Origin of the sequence: Qipengyuania qiaonensis (assembly GCF_019711515.1) — a bacterium.
In the GTDB taxonomy this organism is placed as follows: domain Bacteria; phylum Pseudomonadota; class Alphaproteobacteria; order Sphingomonadales; family Sphingomonadaceae; genus Qipengyuania; species Qipengyuania qiaonensis.
In genome coordinates, this window is record NZ_JAIGNO010000003.1 from 55,603 (window position 1) to 75,493 (window position 19,891).

Annotated in this window: 16 protein-coding genes; 11 read left to right on the forward strand and 5 right to left on the reverse strand. The window is 60.6% G+C overall.

All coding sequences use genetic code 11. The features are described from left to right. The first annotated feature begins 18 nt into the window (after window positions 1-18). From K3174_RS05955 to K3174_RS05995, 9 genes are read left to right on the forward strand one after another with little or no spacing between them, the layout of a single operon-like run. Window positions 19-363 carry a TrbI F-type domain-containing protein gene (locus K3174_RS05955; RefSeq protein WP_345719596.1) on the forward strand — a complete coding sequence of 115 codons (345 nt, stop codon included), beginning with the start codon at window positions 19-21 and terminating at the stop codon, window positions 361-363. Then, complete coding sequence (locus tag K3174_RS05960) at window positions 360-881, forward strand: S26 family signal peptidase (RefSeq protein ID WP_221556781.1); 522 nt, start codon at window positions 360-362, stop codon at window positions 879-881. Before K3174_RS05955 ends, K3174_RS05960 begins: the two co-directional genes overlap by 4 nt. Next, a complete protein-coding gene (gene traW, locus K3174_RS05965) occupies window positions 878-1,516 on the forward strand; it encodes a type-F conjugative transfer system protein TraW (protein ID WP_221556782.1) in 639 nt (212 codons plus the stop codon). Before K3174_RS05960 ends, traW begins: the two co-directional genes overlap by 4 nt. Further along, entirely contained in the window at window positions 1,513-2,526 is a 1,014-nt protein-coding gene (traU, locus tag K3174_RS05970; RefSeq protein ID WP_221556785.1) for a conjugal transfer pilus assembly protein TraU, read from the forward strand. Before traW ends, traU begins: the two co-directional genes overlap by 4 nt. Next, entirely contained in the window at window positions 2,523-3,275 is a 753-nt protein-coding gene (trbC, locus tag K3174_RS05975; RefSeq protein ID WP_038575725.1) for a type-F conjugative transfer system pilin assembly protein TrbC, read from the forward strand. Before traU ends, trbC begins: the two co-directional genes overlap by 4 nt. Further along, a complete protein-coding gene (locus tag K3174_RS05980; protein ID WP_221556787.1) occupies window positions 3,272-5,005 on the forward strand; it encodes a conjugal transfer protein TraN in 1,734 nt (577 codons plus the stop codon). Before trbC ends, K3174_RS05980 begins: the two co-directional genes overlap by 4 nt. Then, the gene (locus K3174_RS05985; RefSeq protein WP_247711951.1) at window positions 5,002-5,832 is read left to right on the forward strand and encodes a conjugal transfer protein TraF; all 831 of its coding nucleotides are present in this window, start codon (window positions 5,002-5,004) and stop codon (window positions 5,830-5,832) included. The genes K3174_RS05980 and K3174_RS05985 overlap by 4 nt, the downstream gene beginning before the upstream one ends. Then, window positions 5,822-7,270, forward strand: coding sequence for a conjugal transfer protein TraH (locus tag K3174_RS05990; RefSeq protein WP_221556789.1), 1,449 nt, complete (start codon window positions 5,822-5,824; stop codon window positions 7,268-7,270). Before K3174_RS05985 ends, K3174_RS05990 begins: the two co-directional genes overlap by 11 nt. 12 nt (window positions 7,271-7,282) lie before the next feature. Continuing rightward, window positions 7,283-9,985, forward strand: a complete 2,703-nt coding sequence (locus K3174_RS05995; RefSeq protein WP_221556792.1) for a conjugal transfer protein TraG N-terminal domain-containing protein — start codon at window positions 7,283-7,285, stop codon at window positions 9,983-9,985. 3 nt (window positions 9,986-9,988) lie between these two features. On the opposite strand, the gene K3174_RS06000 is transcribed toward K3174_RS05995, so the two are convergent. Continuing rightward, window positions 9,989-10,192 (reverse strand): hypothetical protein, encoded by a 204-nt coding sequence (locus tag K3174_RS06000; RefSeq protein ID WP_425594422.1) that lies wholly within the window; start codon window positions 10,190-10,192, stop codon window positions 9,989-9,991. 149 nt (window positions 10,193-10,341) lie between these two features. Between K3174_RS06000 and K3174_RS06005 the strand changes: the two genes are divergently transcribed. Both K3174_RS06005 and K3174_RS06010 read left to right on the forward strand, forming a co-directional pair. Beyond that, entirely contained in the window at window positions 10,342-10,701 is a 360-nt protein-coding gene (locus tag K3174_RS06005; protein ID WP_221556795.1) for a helix-turn-helix domain-containing protein, read from the forward strand. Then, a complete protein-coding gene (locus K3174_RS06010; protein WP_221556798.1) occupies window positions 10,698-11,996 on the forward strand; it encodes a type II toxin-antitoxin system HipA family toxin in 1,299 nt (432 codons plus the stop codon). The genes K3174_RS06005 and K3174_RS06010 overlap by 4 nt, the downstream gene beginning before the upstream one ends. A gap of 27 nt (window positions 11,997-12,023) precedes the next feature. On the opposite strand, the gene K3174_RS06015 is transcribed toward K3174_RS06010, so the two are convergent. The 4 genes from K3174_RS06015 to K3174_RS06030 all read right to left on the reverse strand — a co-directional run bounded on the left by K3174_RS06015 (window position 12,024) and on the right by K3174_RS06030 (window position 19,891). Continuing rightward, window positions 12,024-12,629 (reverse strand): hypothetical protein, encoded by a 606-nt coding sequence (locus K3174_RS06015; RefSeq protein WP_221556800.1) that lies wholly within the window; start codon window positions 12,627-12,629, stop codon window positions 12,024-12,026. 18 nt (window positions 12,630-12,647) lie between these two features. Continuing rightward, window positions 12,648-16,247, reverse strand: a complete 3,600-nt coding sequence (locus K3174_RS06020) for an ATP-dependent DNA helicase (RefSeq protein ID WP_221556802.1) — start codon at window positions 16,245-16,247, stop codon at window positions 12,648-12,650. Window positions 16,248-16,433: 186 nt separating this feature from the next. Beyond that, entirely contained in the window at window positions 16,434-17,939 is a 1,506-nt protein-coding gene (locus tag K3174_RS06025; RefSeq protein ID WP_221556804.1) for a DUF2779 domain-containing protein, read from the reverse strand. An 80-nt stretch (window positions 17,940-18,019) separates the two neighbouring features. After that, a complete protein-coding gene (locus K3174_RS06030; protein WP_221556806.1) occupies window positions 18,020-19,891 on the reverse strand; it encodes a hypothetical protein in 1,872 nt (623 codons plus the stop codon).

Consider the following 19,891-nt stretch of genomic DNA (forward strand, 5'->3'; position numbering starts at 1 on the left):
TCTTTTAATCGCCCGCTGGTGCTCAGAATTCTTGGCGTGCTCGCGCTCGTGGTCGGACTGCTCTGGGCGGCCTGGGTCAGCCGCGAGCTGTCCGAGCCGCGCCAGCAGATCGTCACGGTCCGGCTTGCCGAGACCATCGCGGGTTTCGTCGATGCCGAAGCGCGCGGGCAGCAGGATCCCGAAGCCAGCCAGGCGCGCGTGCTCGCCTTCCTCCAAGCGTCCGAGCGTGCCGTTGCAGAAATGGGGACCGATGGCCGCGTGGTGCTGGTCGGCGAAGCGGTGCTCGCAGGAGATGCCCCCGATGCCACCAACGAACTGCGCATGCGGATCGCCCGCCAGCTTGGGCAGGGAGGCGGTCAGTGACGCCCTTTGCCTCTCGTCTTGTCCGCACGATCAAACGGCCGCTTGTCCTGACCGGCCTGGTGCTGCTGCCGCTCGGATGGGGCGCGGTCGATGCCTTCGCGAAAGGCCATGCCTTTCTCATCAACGCCAGCCCGAGCCTGCCGAACTGGGCCTTCTGGCTCGACAAGCATGCGCGGATCGAGCGCGGCAGCCTGATCTTCTTCGAGCCGCCGGCAAGCAGACTCGTTGAAGTGCATTTCGGGAAAGGCGCGCAGCTCTTCGGCAAACGGGTGCTCGGCGTGCCGGGCGATGTCGTAAGCCACCGTGGCCACGAGGTCTTCATCAACGGCCGCAAGATCGCCGCGCGGCTCGATGAGACCCGTCTCGGCATTGCGCTTCACAAAGGCCCCGAAGGCACGATCCCCGACGGCTGCTTCTACACTGGGACCAGCCATCCACGCGGCCTCGACAGCCGCTACGCCGAGATCGGCTTCGTCTGCCGCGGCCAGATCCTCGGCAGCGGGAGGGCGATCCTGTGAGCAAATTCATCCTCCCTGCGGCCTTGCTTGCAGTCCTGCTCTACCCTGCCGAGGTGCTGGCGCGCGATTATGGCCAGCGCGGCACGGTGTTTCCCGTGATCGAACGCGACCTCCTCGAACAGATCCATTCGCGCCTGACGCAGATGGAACGATCGGGCGAGACCGCGCGGCTCAATGAAGACCTGAAGCGCCGCACGATCGCGCGGGTCAACCGCCCTGACCCCGTTGCGGGGATCGCCCGGGCCAGCGAAGCGCGGCGCTGGCACTTCGATCCGACGATTACGCTCGCTGCCGATATCCGCGGGGCAAAAGGCGAGCTGATCCATGCCGCTGGCACGAGGGTCAATCCGCTCGACAGCGTCGACCTTCGCGCCGATCTCCTGTTCCTCGACGGCGACGATCCAGACCAGCTCACCTGGGCGCTCAAGCAGGACGCCAATGCCAAGCTGATCCTGGTGAAGGGCGCGCCGCTCGAGCTGATGAAGGCTCGCCAGCGCCGCTTCTATTTCGACCAGGGCGGCAAGCTCACCGAAAGGTTCGGGATCAGGTCGGTGCCCGCACGCGTGCGCCAGCAGGGCCGCCTGCTCGAGGTCAGCGAAATCGCGCTGCCACCGAAAAGGAGGACAGCCCAATGACGCACTTAAGAAAGCTGGCGCTCATGCTGGCCGCCATTCTTGGTCTAGCGACCGCAACGCCCGCCATGGCCGATGCCGGTCCGGGACGCTGCACCGGCAGCTTCGTCAACCCGATCACCGACATCTGCTGGTCGTGCCTGTTCCCGATCTCCATCGGCGGGCTGGACATCTGGCCGTCGAGCCGGCCCGATCCCGATAACCCCGATCTGCCGGTGTGCCTGTGCGGTCTGAGGCCCGGGATCGCCATGGGCTTCTGGGAGCCCGTTCGGCTTGCCGATGTCAGCATGAAGCCGTGGTGCTTCGTGAACCTCGGCGGCATGAAACTCGATCCGGGCTTCGATATCGGCTTCCGCTCGATCTCGGGTCCATCGGCGGTGGGCGGCGCGAGCCAGTATTATTCGAGCTGGCATGTCCACTGGTATGCCTATCCGCTGATCTACTGGATGGAGATCGTCGCCGATTTCCTGTGCCTGGAATCGGGCTCGATCGACATTCTCTACATCTCCGAGATCGATCCGCTGTGGCAGGATTCCGAGCTCACCGCGATCATCAACCCTGAGGCCGTGCTCTTCGCCAACCCGCTGGCGCTCGCTGCCTGTGCGGCCGACTGCGTCGCCTCGACCGCGAAGCTGCCGATCGACGAGATGTTCTGGTGCGCGGGCTGCCAGGGTTCGATGTATCCGATGAACGGCAACGTCTCGGCCTCGATCGGGCACGTCCAGGCCTCGCGGCTCGTGCTCTCGCGCTTTGCTTACAAGCTCCACCGCGAACTCGTCTCGTGGGGGACGATGGGGTCCAAGGGCCTGTGCGGCAAATACCTGATGCCGGTGATGCGCAAGCAGCAATACCGCTTCCAGGCCACCAACCCCAACCCGGCGACCTCGGGCCGTTACGCCTGCCCGCCCGTCGGCGCCTCCACCACCTTTCAATCGGCCGGACAGGTCATCCCCGCTATCGGTGAAGACATGGGATACCTCGTCTGGCGCAAGCGGAACTGCTGCGCGCTATGAACAAACACCTCCTTCTTTTGCCCGTCGGCCTTGCCGTCACCCTCGGTGGCCTCGCTCTCGCCCAGAGCGCGCCCGAAGGCATCGATCTCGAAGCGATCCGCGAGCGTGCGGCCGAACACGCCGACGATGCGCAGGCGCTCAGCACCAATGTCCGCCAGCGCGCCGAGGCGCTGACCGAGGACGCACAGACTATCCAGGCGCAAGCGCAGGCCAATCGCGCAGCCTATGCGGACAGCATCGAGGCAATCGAGACAAACGCCGTCCTCGACTTCGACGCGATGATCGCGGGGCAAGCCGCCGCCGAGAAGGCATCGCTCGGGGGAGCCCCCCGCTTCATTGCCTTTGCCAGCCTGTCGATGCCGCCCGAGGCGCTGAAAGTACTGGTCCACGACATGACCAGGGCAGGAGGCGTCACCGTGCTGCGCGGCTTCCCGCAAGGAAACAGCGAGGCGTTCAAGAAGCGCCTGGCTGCCATCTGGAGCACCCGCGACGAAGCCGGCTCGCTCGGCATTGATCCAAGGCTGTTCCGCGCGTTCAAAATCGAGGCCGCACCGAGCTTCGTCATGCTGAGCACTGAGTTCAGTCCCTGCGACGGGTTCGATTGCACCAGCGAGGTGCCGCCGCACGACCGCATCGCCGGTAACATCAGCGTGGGAGAAGTCCTCGAGACCTTTGTCTCGGGCAAGGGTCCGGGTGCCGAGCTTGCTCGCCTCCATCTGCGCCAGCTCTCCAGGGAGGAACGGCCATGACCGGCAGAACCCTCGCCAATCTCCTTGCCGCACTCGTCGCCCTCACAAGCGCGGCTTCCATTCACGCTCAGACCCGCGATGCAGCAAGGGCCGACGGCAAGGACTTTGCCACCGAGCTGCTGGGCGAAGCGCGCGACGCCGCAACGACCAATCCCGACGCGGCGCGCGTTCCCAATTTCGATCCGCAGGCGACGCGCGACCTGCAGGATCTTGTGCGCGATCCCGACCAGATCGAGGCCCGCGCCCGCAGCGCCGCCACGACCAGCACGCCGATGCGGACCATCCGCGACAGCATTGCCAATCGCGCAAGGTTCGAGCCGAACGAGATCGAGGACGTGATTGCCCGCAGCCTCGCGATCAACGAGACGCCGCTCGACTACACCAGCGGCATGGCAATTTCGGGCAGCCAGGGATCGTGCGTTCCGCTGCCGCCTGGTTCGGGGTCGGCGGGCACCTACACAGCCACCTGCAATACGGGCACACGGATCGATCAGTCGCTTGGCCAATGCACGGTCCCGCTCGTCGCCAAGGTCAGCCAGCAACCGCAGTATCATTACCTTTGCAGCCCATTGGGCAGCTTCAACCTGTCAGGTGAGCCGGATTGCGAAGAGTTTTCGGGCGCTCTTTGCCGGGTGACCGGACACCGGGACGGTCCTTGCCTACAGTGGGGTTGGTCCGGCGGTCGCAAATGGTGCACCGAGCCGGGCGATCCGATTACCGAGCTGACCTGCGACGAACAGGTCGCGGGGCAGACGCCCTACCGCATCGCCACGGCGACCACCGTCACGACGACCTCTGACGAAAGCCAGTGCACAGGTCTTGCGGACAATAGCGATTGCACGCTGGACGCCGAAATCTGCACCGATAGCGATCCGCAGACCCGCGTGATCGACGGCGTCTCTGTCACCAGGCCCTGCTGGGAATGGCAACGCAGCTACACTTGCATTGCGCGCGAAGCGGCGACCGACTGCTCCGACATCGAAAGCCAGGGCACCTGCCGCTTTGTCCGCGAGGAATGCCTCACTGACGAAGACCCTTGCGAGACCTGGGAGCGCATCTACGAGTGCCCGCTTCCCGTAAACGATAGCTCAACCCAGTATGTCTGCGACGGCGATGTCTATTGCATCGACGGCAGCTGCGAGACGATCGAGCGCACAGCTAACGATGAGTTCAAGGATGCCGTCACCGCGCTCCATGCGATGGACGAGGCCCGCGGTCAGTTCGATCCTGAAACGCTGACGCTGTTCCGCGGCACCCGCAACACCTGCTCCTCCAAGGTCTTCGGCGTGCTCAACTGCTGCAAGGGCAAGGGCTTCCCGCTCATCCCCGGAATCAGCCTGCTCGTCGCGCTCGGCTGCAACCGCGAGGAGGTGCTGCTCCACGAACGCGATGCGCAGGGACTGTGCGCTTTTGTAGGGACCTATTGTTCGGACAAGTTCCTCGGCGTCTGCCTGACCAAGAAGAAGGTCTACTGCTGCTTCGAGAGCAAGCTCTCGCGGGTCCTGCAGGAACAGGGCCGCCTCCAGCTGCTCAAGCCGTGGGACAAGCCCAAGGAAGAGCAGTGCGAGGGTTTCACTCTCGACGAGTTCGCCCGGCTCGACCTCAGCCAGATGGATTTCAGCGAAGTCTATGCCGAGTTCACCGAGGCTGCGCGGCTTCCCGACGAGCTCGAGACCAGCATCCTCATCCAGCAGAAAATCGAAGACTATTACGCAAGGAGTGGCCAATGACGCGCCGCCAATCACTGCCGATGCTGGCCCTCCCAGCACTGGCCATGTGTCTCGCTGCACTGCTTCCCGTTCGGGCAGTCGCCCAGGAAGCACGCCCAGCAGAGCCAGCTGCCTCGGCAGACAGCCTCTACTGCGAGCAGCGCAGGCTCGGATACTGGTTCTATTGCGTCAGGCCGGAGCCGAAAGCCGAGCCGCAGGTCGCACAGCCACCCGCCCAGGTAACCGCCACACAGGAACTCGACGCGGTCACGGGGGAACTGCGCGAACTCAAAGCGCGCGCGATCCTCTATCCGACGCCGGAAAACGTCACCGCCTATATCCGCTTCCAACGTACCCAGCTCGACCGGGCTTCGCTGTTTTCCGATGTCTGGCAGCGCGCGGTCTGGCAGGATCCCGAGCTCGACTACACGCTCGAGAGACCGGTCGGCGCGCTCGCCAAGAAGCAATGGCAGGAAGCACGCGCTGCCGACCGCGATGCGGTGATGGCCAGGCTCTCCGAGCGCTATGGCCTGTTCTACTTTTTCGCCCAGACCTGCGGTGCATGTGAAGTGATGAGCCCGATCGTGCGCTCGGTGGCGGACCGCTGGCATATCACTGTTCGGGCGATCTCTACCGATGGCGGACCGTCCCGGCACTTCCCCGACTACAAGGTCGAAAGCGGCCAGCGGCCGCGGATGGGGCTCGAGCCCGGCATCACCCCGGCGCTCGTGCTGTGGGACAGCGTGGCCAGGCGCCCGATCCCGATCGGATACGGCGTGCTCTCGGCCGACGAGCTGCAGGACCGCATCTACCTCCTCACCTCGAAGGAAGCCGGACATGATTACTAGCATCCGCAATACGGCGCTCAGCATAGCTGCCGCCAGCATGGTCGCGTCCCCTCTGGCCGCGCCAGCATCAGCCAATGTTGGCGACAGCATGGACCGCTTCATGGACGACATGGGCGCGGCGGCCAATGTTACCGGGCCAAGCGCGTTCGAAGGCCAGTCGGCGGGCTATTACAGCCTTGGCAATGTCTGGACGCGCTTCCCGCAGAAGACGACCAACATCGCCAATCTCCAGCTTCCGCGTGCCCGCGCTGGTTGCGGCGGTATCGATATCTTCGCCGGGTCGTTCTCCTTCATCAACGCAAGCGAGATGGTCGCGCTCTTGAAGGCCGTCGCGAACAATGCGGTGGGGTTCGCCTTCAGCCTCGCGATCGACACCGTCTGCCCCGAATGCTCGAAGATCATGCAGGAGTTCAGCCAGAAGGCGCAGCTCATGAACAATCTCTCGATCAACTCCTGCGAGATGGCGCAGGGCCTGGTCGGCGGCGTTTGGCCCAAGGGCGATCTCGCGGACAAGGCGATCTGCGAAGCGATCGGCAACTCCGAAGGTATCTTCACCGACTATGCTGCCGCCAAGCATGGTTGCGGGACGCGCGGCCAACGCGCCTCCACCAACGAGGGCGCCGGCGCCGACTATGCCGACGTCAATCCCGGTGTGCCGCGCAATTACACCTGGCATGTCCTCAAGCAGAGCGCCTTCTTCAACCCCGGCGGCACTTTCGACCGCGATCTTGCCGAGTATGCGATGACGCTCATCGGCACGGTGATCTACGTGCCGCCCCGCGACGACGAGTCGGGCAAATTCGTACCTTTCGCAGGCGATGCCTCCTCGACGCTGGTGACCGCACTGCTCGACGGGACGCAGGGCCAGTCGGTGCGGGTGTTCCAGTGCGACGAGCCCGACCAGTGCCTCAACCCCACTTTCCAGCAGATGAGCCTCACGAGCGCGAAAGCCATCCGGCCACGCGTTGCCCGGCTCATCGGCAGCATGGTGGAGGCGATCCGCAGCGATACCGCGATCGGCGACGAGGAGAAGGAGCTGCTCCAGGTGGCATCGGTGCCGCTCTACAAGATCCTCACCGTTCAGGCGGCCTATGGGCGCGGGATGGCAACCGACGACCGCGACACGCTGGCCGAGATCGCCAGCATCGATCTCCTCTATGCCATTCTCGAGCGTATCACCGCTGAGGCCGGACGCTCGATGGCGAGCTTCATTGCGGCCGATGAAGCCAAGCTCGCGATCTGGCGCGCTCAGGTCGCCGAGGTCCGGTCTGGCCTCGCCCAGCGGCAAGCGACCGGACAGGCGCGGGTCTCTGCGATCATGCAGATCATCGAGAAGACGGCGATGATCGAGAATATGCTCGCTGCCTCGATGTCACCGTCGATGGCCGCCGCGCTCGACTGGTCACGCGGGATGCAGTCCCGCTCCATCGTTCCATAAGGGTCAGGCAGCATGGTCGAGATTTTCACGGTCGGCGGCGGCGAGTACATCGTCAATGTCCTCAACGCCGTTGCCGCCTGGACCGGTGCGGGCGGCTATAAGAGCCTGATCCAAGTCGCGCTGGTGATGGGCATGGTGCTTGCGGTCATAGTGGTCGCGTTCAACCAGGACTGGCGTGCCTGGCTCAACTGGTTCCTCGGTGCGACGCTCATCTACATGTGCCTGATGGTGCCGCGCATGGACGTCCATGTGACAGACCGGGTCAATCCCAGCCTTGCACCGGCAACGGTGGCCAATGTCCCGCTCGGGCTCGCCCTAATGGCAAGTTTCACCAGCCAGGCAGGGGACTATCTGACCCGCTCGGCCGAGCTTGTCTTCGGCCTGCCGGATGACCTCAACTACTCGAAGAACGGCATGATCTATGGCGCGCGGCTGCTCGAATCGACGCGCAGCTTGCGCATTTCCGATCCGGAGTTCGCTGCGAACTTCGACGAGCATGTCCGGCAATGCGTGTTCTACGATCTGCTGCTCGGCCGCTACTCGATGAAGGAGCTGTCCGAGAGCGACGATATTTGGGCGACGATCGCGCCGGGCAGCGCGGCTCGCGCGCAGAAATTCTTGACCCGGCAGGCCGACGACAGCGTGACGGCTTCGATCATCACCTGCCGTGAAGCCTACACCGCGCTGTCGGGGCAGTGGGCGAGCCTTATCGACGAGATGACGCTTGTCGCGGGACGCCAGCTCTATCCGCGACAAACCGAAGCGTTCGCCAGGGCCAAGCTCATGGCCGACCTCCCGATTGCCTATCAGTATCTCACCGGCATCTCGCGCAGCGCGAGCGACATTTTCCGCCAGGTGCTGACGATCAATGCCATGAACCAGGCCATGCACGGCTTTGCAGGGGCGAGCGGCACCGGCAGCATCGACGTCTTCGCGCAGACCCGGGCCGATATTCAGACCGAGCGGACCTATTCCTCGATCGCGCACAACGCGATGAAATGGGTCCCGATCCTCAATGTCGTGCTGACGGTGGTGTTCTACGCGCTGTTCCCTGTCCTGTTTCCGCTGTTCCTGATGCCGCGGACCGGACCCACTGCATTGAGAGGTTACGTCACCGGCTTCTTCTACCTTGCGGCGTGGGGACCGCTCTTCGTCATCCTGCACATGATCCTGATGTTCAAAGGCGCGGGCGATGTCACCGCCGCTGGCGGCAGCACGGGCCTCAGCCTCGCGACCTTTGCTGGCATGAGCGACGTCAACAGCGATATCGGCATTCTCGCGGGCTATCTTGTCGCCTCGATCCCCTTCCTTGCCGGCGGGGTTGCGCGTGGTGCGCTGGCGATTTCGGGCCAGGCAACGAGCTATCTCAACCCGAGCCAGAATGCGGCCGAGGAAGCCTCGCGCGAAGCGAGCACCGGCAATGTCTCGCTCGGCAATTCGAACATCGATAACTCGACGGTGTTTTCCCGCCAGTTTGCGCAGGGCAATCTTGCACCCAACATCGCCTATGGCGCCACGCAGACGCGTGGTTTCAGCGACAGCGGCACGCAGACTACCAGCTTCCCCGATGGCGAGTTCGCTGCTGTCCCGAACTCGAGCTATCCGTTCACGCCGACACTGGGGCACGACTTCACCGGCCGCCTCGGAACGATGGCGAGCCAGAGCCGGACGCAGAGCGAGACCTATGCCAACCTCGCCCAACAATCGACAAGCTCTGCGCTCACCCGGTTCAGCGAGATCCGCAACGCCTACAGCCAGGGTCAGAGCTCCGACACAGTCAGCGGCGTCGGCACGAACGACAGCGTCGGCACGGCATTCAGCGAAGTCGACAATGCTTCAAGGACGCTCCAGCAGCAGTTTGGCCTGTCGCGGCGCGCGTCCGACGACATTACTGTATCCTGGTTCCTAAATGGAGAAGCTTCCGCAGGCGTTGGAGGCAATTTGGGGCCAGCAACTCTTGGAGCCAAGGCGACTGGCGGTCGCAATCAATCGTGGACGGACAGCGATATCGGGATCGCCTCGGAAGACCGTGGCAGGATCATGGGAACGCTGCGGCAGCTTTCGGATAGCCGCAACTGGTCGAACACGCGTGAAGGCTTCCTGCGCGAGACGAGCTCAAGCTCGGTATCACAGGTTTCGACCAGCTCGTCGGGTCTTAGCCGATCGCTGACCGAGGCCGAGAGCTATACGCGAGAGGCGCGTCGGGCCGAAGAGATGGCCAGCCGCCTCGAGAACCAGGCCAGCTGGTACGAGGCCAACAGCGCCGCAGGCACGCTGAACCTGAGCCAGGCCTATCGCGAATGGGGCATGGCCGAGATCGAAGCCAATCGCGACTATTACGGGCCGGTGCGCTTCGACGACATCGAGTTCCAGATGAGCGCGCGCGGCCAGCAGCTGCAATCGCGATTTGTCGAAAGCTATGCTGACCGCCTGCAAGACGACATCGAAGCCGACCTTTCGCTGCCGGACTTCGCTCCTGTCAGCCGCCCCGGGATCGGAAGTGCTGGGCAGGTGCGCGCAAGAGGAGCCGTGGGCTCTGCGGGTGGTCGCTCAATGCCCGATGCTCCTGATCGGTCTGACATTACGGATGAGGTCGAGCGGGTTCGCCAGCAGGGTCGTGGAAGGATTGGTACCGTTCGAGGTTACCTGGACCGCCAGACACAGGGCGCCACGGGCGCAAGCGAGGAAGCGGCAGATGATGTGAAGGAGTGGTAAGGTTCAGAGGACCAGGTCGTAGACGATAACGAAGATCACGAATGCTACGAGCAGCGTGAGCACCGTGATGATCTTCGCCCGTCCCCAGGGGTCGGCCCAAGCCTTCTTCCAAGAGTATGACGTGAGGCGATTTTCGGAGATGGCACGGTCGATCTCTCGTAGGCCCTTCCAGTCCGTCTGGTCTTTTTGATCCTTCTCGTCATCCATTTCCATCGCTCCCACCTACATAAAGTAGCAAACTTGATGCATTATCGGTGATTAGCCAATTTACGTCTCGATATTGACACATTAACTGTCGTCATGTAAAGACGCAAAATCGCTACACAAAGCTCCATAACCGAGATAATGTCTCGATAATGCCACATTATGATACATCAGATCTGCGCCCTCTCTCGGTGCTGCTATCCGACCTCGGGAAGCAGATCGAAGCATATCGCATATCACGCAATCTCAAGCAGGCCGAGCTTGCGGAAATGGCTGGCATCTCGCGTTCAACGCTCGCCCGCCTGGAAGCCGGCAATGGCGGGACCATCGATAGCCTTGCCAGGATCATGCGTGCGCTTGAAATTGAAGACCGCCTTCTGGATGTCATGCCGGACGCCAAGCTGAGCCCGCTCGATCCCCGGTCCGACACCGGCAAGGCGCGGCAAAGGGTGCGCAAGTCTTCTGAAGGTGAGGCTGACGAGGAATGGAGCTGGGGTGACGAGGCCCCATGACGCGTGCCGTAGTCAATCTCTGGGGTCGTCAGATCGGCGCCGTCCTGTGGGATGAGGATCGCGATGTCGGGGTTTTCGAATACACTCCGGAATTCAGCCGCAGCGGTATCGAAGTCGCCCCGCTCACAATGCCCTTACGAAGCGGCGTCTACGACTTTCCCGCGCTGAATTACGAGACCTTCAAAGGGCTCCCGGGCATGCTGGCCGATAGCCTGCCCGACAAGTTTGGCAACGCCCTCATCAACCGTTGGCTTGCCGAGCAGGGCCGCACAGCCGGCAGCTTCGATCCGGTCGAGCGCCTTTGTTACACCGGCCGCAGAGGCATGGGCGCGCTCGAATTCGAGCCCGCTACCGGTGAGCGCCGTGAACAGGGCCGGCCGGTCGATATCGCTCCGCTTGTCGAGCTCGCCAACAGGGTCATTGCCGCGCGTGAAGAACTGGCCGGTGTGCTCAAGGGTGAAGATGATCATCGCGCACTTCAAGAGATCTTGCGCGTCGGCACCTCTGCTGGTGGTGCCCGGGCCAAGGCCGTCCTCGCCTGGAATGAGGAGACCGGAGAATTCCATTCAGGGCAGCTGACTGCAGGGCCCGGCTACACGCAATGGCTGGTCAAGTTCGACGGCGTGTCGGGCAATGCCGACAAGGAACTTGCCGACCCGATGGGCTTCGGCCGGCTTGAGTACGCCTGCTACCTGCTAGCCCGAGAGGCCGGCATCGATATGGCTCGCTCTCGTCTGCACGAAGAAGGTGGGCGGGCGCATTTCATGACCCAGCGCTTCGATCGCACGCCTAACGGCAAGAAGCTCCACATGCAGTCGCTTTGCGCGATGCGCCATTTCGATTTCAACCTCGCTCGCGCATACAGCTACGAGCAGGCGATCGAGACCATCCGAATGCTCGGCCTCGGACGCGAAGCGATCAAGGAGCAGGTGCGCCGCGCGCTGCTCAATGTCTTCATTCGCAACCAGGACGACCACACCAAGAACATCGCCTTCCTGATGGATAGCTCGGGTCGCTGGAGCCTCTCGCCCGCATTCGATGTCGTCTACGCCTACAATCCGAAAGGGGACTGGACCAACGAGCACCAAATGTCTCTGGCCGGCAAAACGGACGGCTTCGAACTCGATGACCTGCTGGCATTTGGAAAGTTTGCGGACCTAAAGGTCCATGAAACGAAAGCAATCGTCACCGACATTCGATCCGCAATTGCGAATTGGAGCTTCCTCTGTCGAGACGCAGGGGTTCCACGTGATCTCGAAAGTCGTGCGAACCTTGGTTTTCGACGGATTATGTAATCTACCTGAAACGAAGGGAGCGGCAGGCTAGTAGCCTAATGAGCGTAGTGCCTGAACAACCTGCGGACGCATTTGCCATTCAAAATGCCTGAAGCTTTCGTCGTCAATCCAACGCTCAAGCGCGTCCTGCAGGGATGTATCAGGAAACTCGAGATCTAGATTGGGATCGCGTGCAATCGCGCAGGTCCAAATTTTTGAGCCATCTGGCCTAGAAGGTGGCTCGAACCCAATTTCTTCGGCAACTTTCGCACCGAGCAGCCCGTAGTGTAGGTTTGCAGCAGACCAATTCACATAACCGGCCGCCGCGGCCAGCTTGGTAGCTGAGATAAGATGGTCGGGCGCATTCAAATGCGCCTTGAGCATTGCTCGATATCCATCATTTAACTCACCGAGGGCTAGAAAAGCTGCCTCATAGACCTTCGCGGAAGGTGCTCCCTCTTTGTCGCGCTCCGATAGCTCAATAGCATCCAGATTATCGAGCTGGGTTTTGACATCTTGGACTACCTCAATTCGAGATCCCCCTGCGGCTTGAGCGACCAACGTCTTGCCGCGAAACGCATTTGCCGCCCACGATCCTTTCAGTGGCCCGGACTTTATCTCGTACCGGCCATATTTCTCTGTCTCAAAACTCATGGTTGTAACCCGCCTACACTATGAAAAGAGCTCGGCCACCAGCTGGTGTGCCTGCGGACTGCTGAATGGTGTCAACTTAGTCTCTTCTGTTAAAATGAGGCGCCCCTCAGGATTGGACTTGCTCCATATGGAAATGCCTTGCGCCTCGTACCAGGCGAGCTTCTTTTTCCAGCGGCTGACATAGTCAGGCTTATCCATCAAACCGCAATGCTCCCAATACCAGACCTCGTTTGCCTTCTCGATCGTGAAATCAGGCAAACGGTACTGACCATTGGCGATCAGCGGCTTCTCGAAACTGTAACGGATCGTACCCGCCTGAGCTTTCTCGAACAGGGCATCCGCAATGAAAACCTCGGACTTTGAGCTGACCAATTCGCCACCTCGGGTCGCGTGGATGAGTTTCTCAGCCAACCATCCCTTTCGAGAACCTCCCACATCATGAACTGTCAGCTCCCGCATGGCCGGCATGCCAAAGAGATTAGTTGATCGCCGCGCTGTCTCTGAAAAGAAATTCGAGCGCAGCTTCAGGAAGTGACTGAAGGGTCCTTGATGGAGGATCCAAACTCTGTTCCTTTGCCGCGTCAGAGCGGTGTACAGCATTTCCCGGCTAAGGAGCTGGCTGCCCCGCGGCAAGACGAGGATAACTGTTCCGAACTCGGAACCCTGGGCCTTATGCACGGTTACGGCGTAGGCCAATTCGAGGAACGGGCTTCCTTCCTCCGAAAAATCCCTTGAGGAAAAGCTGTAGCTCTCGGTCGGCTGCGATGCGAATTCGACCTTGGTCCAGCGCGGCCTCTTGCCGGCATCACCGTTGACGATACCGACTTCGCCATTTGCCAGATAGCCATCTCGCTTTTGATCAGTCGGGTTCCAACGCTTTCTGGGATGATTCCGCAGGCAAATAACCTTGTCGCCATAGGTTATCTGGTCGGCGCCCCGCGGCTCGACCATTCTCCAGCCCCAACCACGTCGCCTTGCCGCTTCCAAGCGGCGAGCCCGTACGGTTTGTTTGATCAAGCGATTGATCTCGCTAGAGCCGCTAGCCATGTTTCGGTGAGCGGAGAGGATTTGCCACTCCTCCGCGCTCTGGCCGCACCCGTGATTGAAGTAGATATAATCGCCGCTGACCGTGCCGCCCAGCGACAGCTCCACCGCACGTTCCAGCTCGTCATCCGATGCGTCCAGTTCGCTACCGATGACTTCGATTATTCGCTCACGGAGATCGCTCGCGCTCTCCCAAGTCACGAACCTCAAGCGCTCTGAATCGGCTGGCGTTTCGCCAGAGGCCAAGACTTCATCTTCGCCTGGAGGCAACGGCTGTCCCGAGAAAATGCTGCCCAGCTGAACGTCGGGCAATGATGTGGCGCGGACTAGTTCGCCGCCGGATTGACGGCGACTGACACTGAGCTTGGCAAGTCCCTCCGACGACCGGCTTTCGAGATGCGTAATGATATCGACAAATGGCCTCCCCGCGCCGATCGGCGGCAACTGCTGTGGGTCACCGACAAGGATCAGCCTACAAGTGGTCGGCAAAGCGCTGCAAATTGCCGCCAACTGGTCCTCGGTGAGCATCGAAGACTCGTCGATTACACAAGTGGTCGCACTCGCGGTTGGGCCGCCCATATCAATTATGTACTGCCCCGTCCCAGTGTCGTATCGGCCAAACTCTAGAAGGAACTGAGCAACCGTCCGCGCCTGATCAGGGCGCTTGGTTTGTTGGCCAAGGCGGACACGCGCCTTGCCAGTCGGTGCTAGCAAAAGAATATCTCGGCCAACGACATCGCTTTGCTTCAGAAAAATCTTGAGGAGCGTTGTTTTACCAGTTCCGGCCGGGCCAGTCAGAACCGAAATCCGAGAGCGCTCCATCGCGCCAAGCGCTTCAACCTTCTCCGTCTGAGCGGCCTCCTCGTCCAAGTCGCCCGCGGACGGCTTGCCAAATTCGTTCGTTACCAAAGCAGCCCAATCGACTTTATTTCCTTGGGCTGCTCCCAAACGTGATGCGACATGCGAACTTATGACGTCACGCGATAGCTGATAGCGCTTGAGCTGAGCGTGGAGGATTTCCTCATAGTCAACGATGTCAATCTCGGACGAGAATTCTTCGCGACAGATTTCCAGTGTGCTCTGGTCGACCACCACCGATCGCGATAGCGGCAGGTCGCCAATGCGAAGTGCCAACCGATCACCATCCAAGATCGTGTGGCCCTCGGCCGCGGCAAGTTCCAATGCCTGAACAGAAATGGCGCGCAGCCGGAGGGGATGATCAGCCTCATCTAGATCAATCTCGGGCTCGCGAGGCAGACTCGGCTTGGTTAGGGCGCCTTCCGATGGGAAAAGGCCGCGATCAATCGTCGTCAGTGAGACCGGATCATCGGTCAGACGAGTTCGTTCGAACAGTAAGTATGGGTTGGCGAGCATTCCCAATGGCTCATCAGTCCTGAACGCAGCAAGTGCCTGCGACTTGCTCAATTCAAAACACGAGAGCAGACGCATCAAATCATAACGATCGGCGTCCTTGGCCTTGAGCAGCTCAAAACGCTTCTTTTGCATGGTGGTCGGCTTGGGAGCACCCTTGGGGAGCGGCCTGCTGCCCGAAAAAATGGCTTCAACGAGGGGCCAAGGATCTTCGCCGTCCTCAATTTCGGCGGCGAGAGCCTGAGCGAAAAGCGTACCGTTGAAAGTTTCATCGAAACAGGACAGCGCACTGCCCAATCCAGGCGTCGGCCCCTGCATGACCCAAAGGCGGCTAAGCTCTTCGTCAATCCATGAGAGATAGTTTTCCCAAGGACCCGGCAGCACGGCTGAGGCGGCCTCAATGGCAGTGCGAACCGCCTGCAGGCTGGTGATCGCGCTGCCGTGGGTTACATGTTCGCTTCCGTACAAGAACTGCTCGTACGCTTCTTCAGGAACACTTGCCACGTAGTCTGCGAGATCGAGCTCTCCTGCCTCTGCGGCATCGATGAGCTGGTGGTAGGGAAGCACCACACCACCGTGCCAAAAGCCCGGGTTTTCCTTGTCCGGTCGCAGCGAATGCTGAAAGGGACGCTCCCATATCATTGAACGAATCCGTCCGGCAGCCTTTCCACCCTCATAGGGATACTCGTCTACCGAGTTGGTCTTGCTTAGCTTCGCGACCGCAACAATTTGGCGCGCAGAACTGTCCGACATCGGAGTCTGCCGAGCATAAAAGAAGACGAGAGATTCGTCGCATTCGAGCTGAGAATGAAAACCCTCGAGCAGGGAACGCTGATTGTCGCATTCCTGCACCCATGCGGTATCGACTATAAGATCGGGAGCCTGTCCCTTCTTCGGTTCGCGGTCGATATCCGCATCAAGCCCCATCGACTTGCTAATGTCCCAAGCATGCTCGCGCAGCATCCACCGATATGGGGTAAACACACCGCCCCAAGCCGGCACATGGACTGTCTGTGGAAGGACATGCTCGTGATCTTTGCTGTACTTCGAGTAATCCAGACGGCTCTCGAAATGCAGAGGAAGGGCGGACAGGAAGGTGCCGCGCTCGGCCATACACGGGGGCAGCCGATCAAGTTCGTTGATGAACCTACCTGCAACCGCGCCTTCAAAATCATCATCACGATTTTGCGATGTGCGGCGCAATGCCAAACAAGACGAGTTAGCTTTGGGGTCCCTGCAAATTGAGCCGTTCCATCCGGTGTCATGCCAAGGCACGCGGACAGATACGTGACGAAGAGCGGACCTACCCATAGTTTCTCAATTCCCTCTAAAATATGAGCGGAGCCACCCGCCTCGACAATGCTGCCCATTGGCAAATGACCGCCGGTCTCATCGCAGTGATCCCGGCATTCTCTCTCCAATCAGATGCGAGAGCACCTCGATCATGGCGTAAGTGTCTTTTGCACAATAAGTTCTGAGCGATCGCGCTATTTCAGCCAACCGGGCCTCAGAAGTGCGGGCCGCAATTGCTTCTAGATAGGCAAGCTGCGCCGCAGAGCCATCCGCAACATCCAGCATGGCGTAGTCGCCGCTATTGCTGATGGTTGGCAGAACGGCCTTGATGGACCAGCTTCCGCCCTGGTCACGGTGGTACCAGTGCTCTCGGGTCACCGGCAGCAGATCGACGATGCGCGCTGCAATCGCCTTGAGATTCTCAGCGAGATCTGAAAACCGCTCCGCCAGCCGGAGGATGCATGTCCGCTCGAAGGCTGCGTTGTAGGCGATGACGGCCCCGTCCTGTGAGATCTGTGCCACCAGTGCCTCGGCGCAGGCGCGGCGAGGATCTTTGCCATCCAGGCTCAAGAATTCACGATGAGTAATCTGCCCCTCGCAATCTTCGATGTGAGCTGAGAACTGAAACGGGACTTGCTCCCATGGCTTGGTTCCGAGCCAGCGAGGCAAGGCAAAGGCGATCGTCTCGAAATCGAGATAGGTTCGGGGAAATGCCCAATCGCCGATGATCCGCCGCGCTCCATCCACGTCGTGGTAGGGGACGCCCGACAAGGTCGCTTCATGAATGCGCGCGTGGATCGCATTGGAGAAACTGCCAGGCGGGACATCCTCGAGCTCAACAATGCCGTGCTCGGCCCACTTGGCTGCGAGTTGCCGGCCTGTCCGGGGTAGCGATGATACTGGATATCGCGCCGGTTCGTCATCGCGCGAGCAATAGGCTACAAATTTGCAGGGGAACGGATCATGGCAATGATCGCCAGTATCTCGAGCTGGCTCGTCCCCGCCAAGTACTAACCGAATTTCCTCAGCTTGCTTTGAGCGCTTGAGGGCCAGCGGCTTCGCATCCTCTAGGGACTGCGTATCCACGAATGCCCCCTGATAGTTGCCCTCCTCGGCCAAGAAAAACTGGTTGTTAAGGTGCCGGATAGCGGCAGAACTCACCTGGACTCCAGCCTCACGCAACACCCAGAGCTGGGTGGCTAGATCGGCAACATGATAGGCCTTGCGGCTTTTCGAACTTTTGACTTCGGCAACATGCCAGCCCCCAAGGCCGTCGGGTTCCATTATGTCTACGCGTACAAGCACGCCGTCATGAGCAAAGGTTGCCTCGAACAGCGGGACTTCGGCCGAACTGGACATGAGTTCTTGCGTGCGTTCAAGTGCTGCGGTGAGATCCGGTTCTGCCTCTATCATCACGCCGCCAGGACACAGTCCGCACGCGGCGTCCCCAACTTCGTGACCTGCAGCAAAGCGCGCCTCAGCACCGGCGTCGAGCTCTGCTAGCTCAGCGCGATGAGTCTGCAACCACAAGCGCTTCGGGCACTGCTCGAAGGAAGTAATTTTTGATTTGGAAAGGCCGATCTGTCGGCTGCCAGAATTCATTTGAATTACGTCGCGCCCCTCATTCCCTACTGCTCAGACTACTCTTATCCTCCAGAGGTGACAATTTCTGTCACCTCCAATCATACATCGTCTTTAGAGATGAAAGTGATCGGTGCGCTCTGCTGGTCGTTGATCTGCGGGATCTCTGATGGACGCCGCAGCTCCAGCTGCTCGGGAATATCCGAAGTGAGACCGTAAGCCAGCAACAAGCGCGAAGCGTCACACTTCAGCTTGGTCATGTGCTCCGGAGGGCTCGGCCGCACGATCTTCAGATCGCCCAAGGTCGGATGAAGACGAGCGATCAATTCCTTATGCACAGAGGTTTTGCAGCCACCACCAATGGCGATGAGCTGAACAGGATTGCGACGGAGGGTCGCATCAAAATTGCGGGGGGCGACCCTTGGATGCCGAGCGTATTTGAAGACGTTGTCGTAGTGTTCGAAGCATGCTCGGCGAAACAGGTCATCTGGGAAACCATCACTACGGGCGGCATCTAGGGCGGCGGCACCAAGCAGGTTCACATCCGCAGCAAATGCTGCAACGCGTTCCCTATTAACCAGGTTGAATGCGACGACATCGAGAGTCGATGCACCAACGTCTATGAGGATGTGCGCACCGTCCCTCGCATAAGGTTCGTTGGCATAACCCGAAATTGCGGCGGTAAGCTCAGGTATGAGGTCAAAGCCTGCTGGCAGTTCATGTGTAGAAGCTTGATAACACTCTCTCACCTTGTTGTGGGTGAGGCAGTTCGCGTGAGGCATCAATGCGCGGGCAGCGCTCACAATGTGCCTGAAATCGCGGTAGGTTTTGGTGTCGTCCTGAGCCGCCACTGGAATGCCGATATTGATAGCCAGGAAATTGCTCGCCGCATCGCTCCCCAGTGGCTCGGTTGTGGCGTACCAGCCAAGGCAGTGAGCCAGTTGGAGCGCAAGGAACGCTGCGGCGGCTTCGTTTCGTGAAACGGGCAGATCAGGCAGGATGCGCATCCCGCCTCCCCCCGCCAAAATACCCGCCTTAAAGCCTTCCAGCGCCACCTTGCCTTTGCCGGGCAGCAGGGAGAATTCCTCGGTGTCGGGCGAAAACCAGATGACACTCTGCCAAAGATAGGGATGCCGGTTCGATTGCAGCAAGTTTGGCGCAGGGCGTGCGGCCGTCGGATTACCCGCACGGTAAGGCTGGCGAACGGCGAGCTTGATTGAGCTCGTCCCGAAGTCACAACCAATTATGTAGCCGGAGTGGTCGGGCTCCGCCTGTCTCCGAGTTATCTCAGCACCGCGCGCAACGCATTCTTCCACGCCATTCCGAACCCAAGGAAGGGTTCGCTGCGGCCGAGCCTCGATCGGAGGCGGTGCCTCCCCAAACAACACTCGAATTCGCTCAAGGAGGTGTTTGGTCGTCGGCGGTGGTGGTGCCGTTGTAGCAGGATGAGCGGGTATCGCTGCGACAGGCTGCGGGGGCGGCTTTGCCTTCGCCACGACCATATTTGGCTTGCGAGGCAGTCGAGACTTGCCTTTCACCGTCTTCTTACCCTTGGGGGCCCTAGGGTTTTGCGTCGGCGAAGCTAGGGGTGATGTCTGCTCCGCGATTGGCGGAGGGGGTTCTGGTTTCTTGCGTTCTTCGGGAGCGCGCTTGCGCAACAGACCCGCCTTGATTTGATTGGGAGGCGGAGTTGCAGCCTCGACCGGGACGACCTTCGGACGCCCGCGGCCAGTCGGCTGAACCTCGAACTCCTTACGCTTGGGCTTGATTGGTGAAGTCGCTGCCTGCTGTTCGGCCTTTTTCATCATGGCCGCTTCGATGTCCGCGAATTCGTTTGAACTTGTGAGATCTGGCTTTGCAGGAGGTGAAGCAGCTCGGTGCTGATGTTGGGCGACGCCAGACTTATCTTTAAGCTTCTTCAAGGCCTCGGCGGCGTCGGCGAATGAGCCGAAAGACTGACTTTTCTTTGCCAT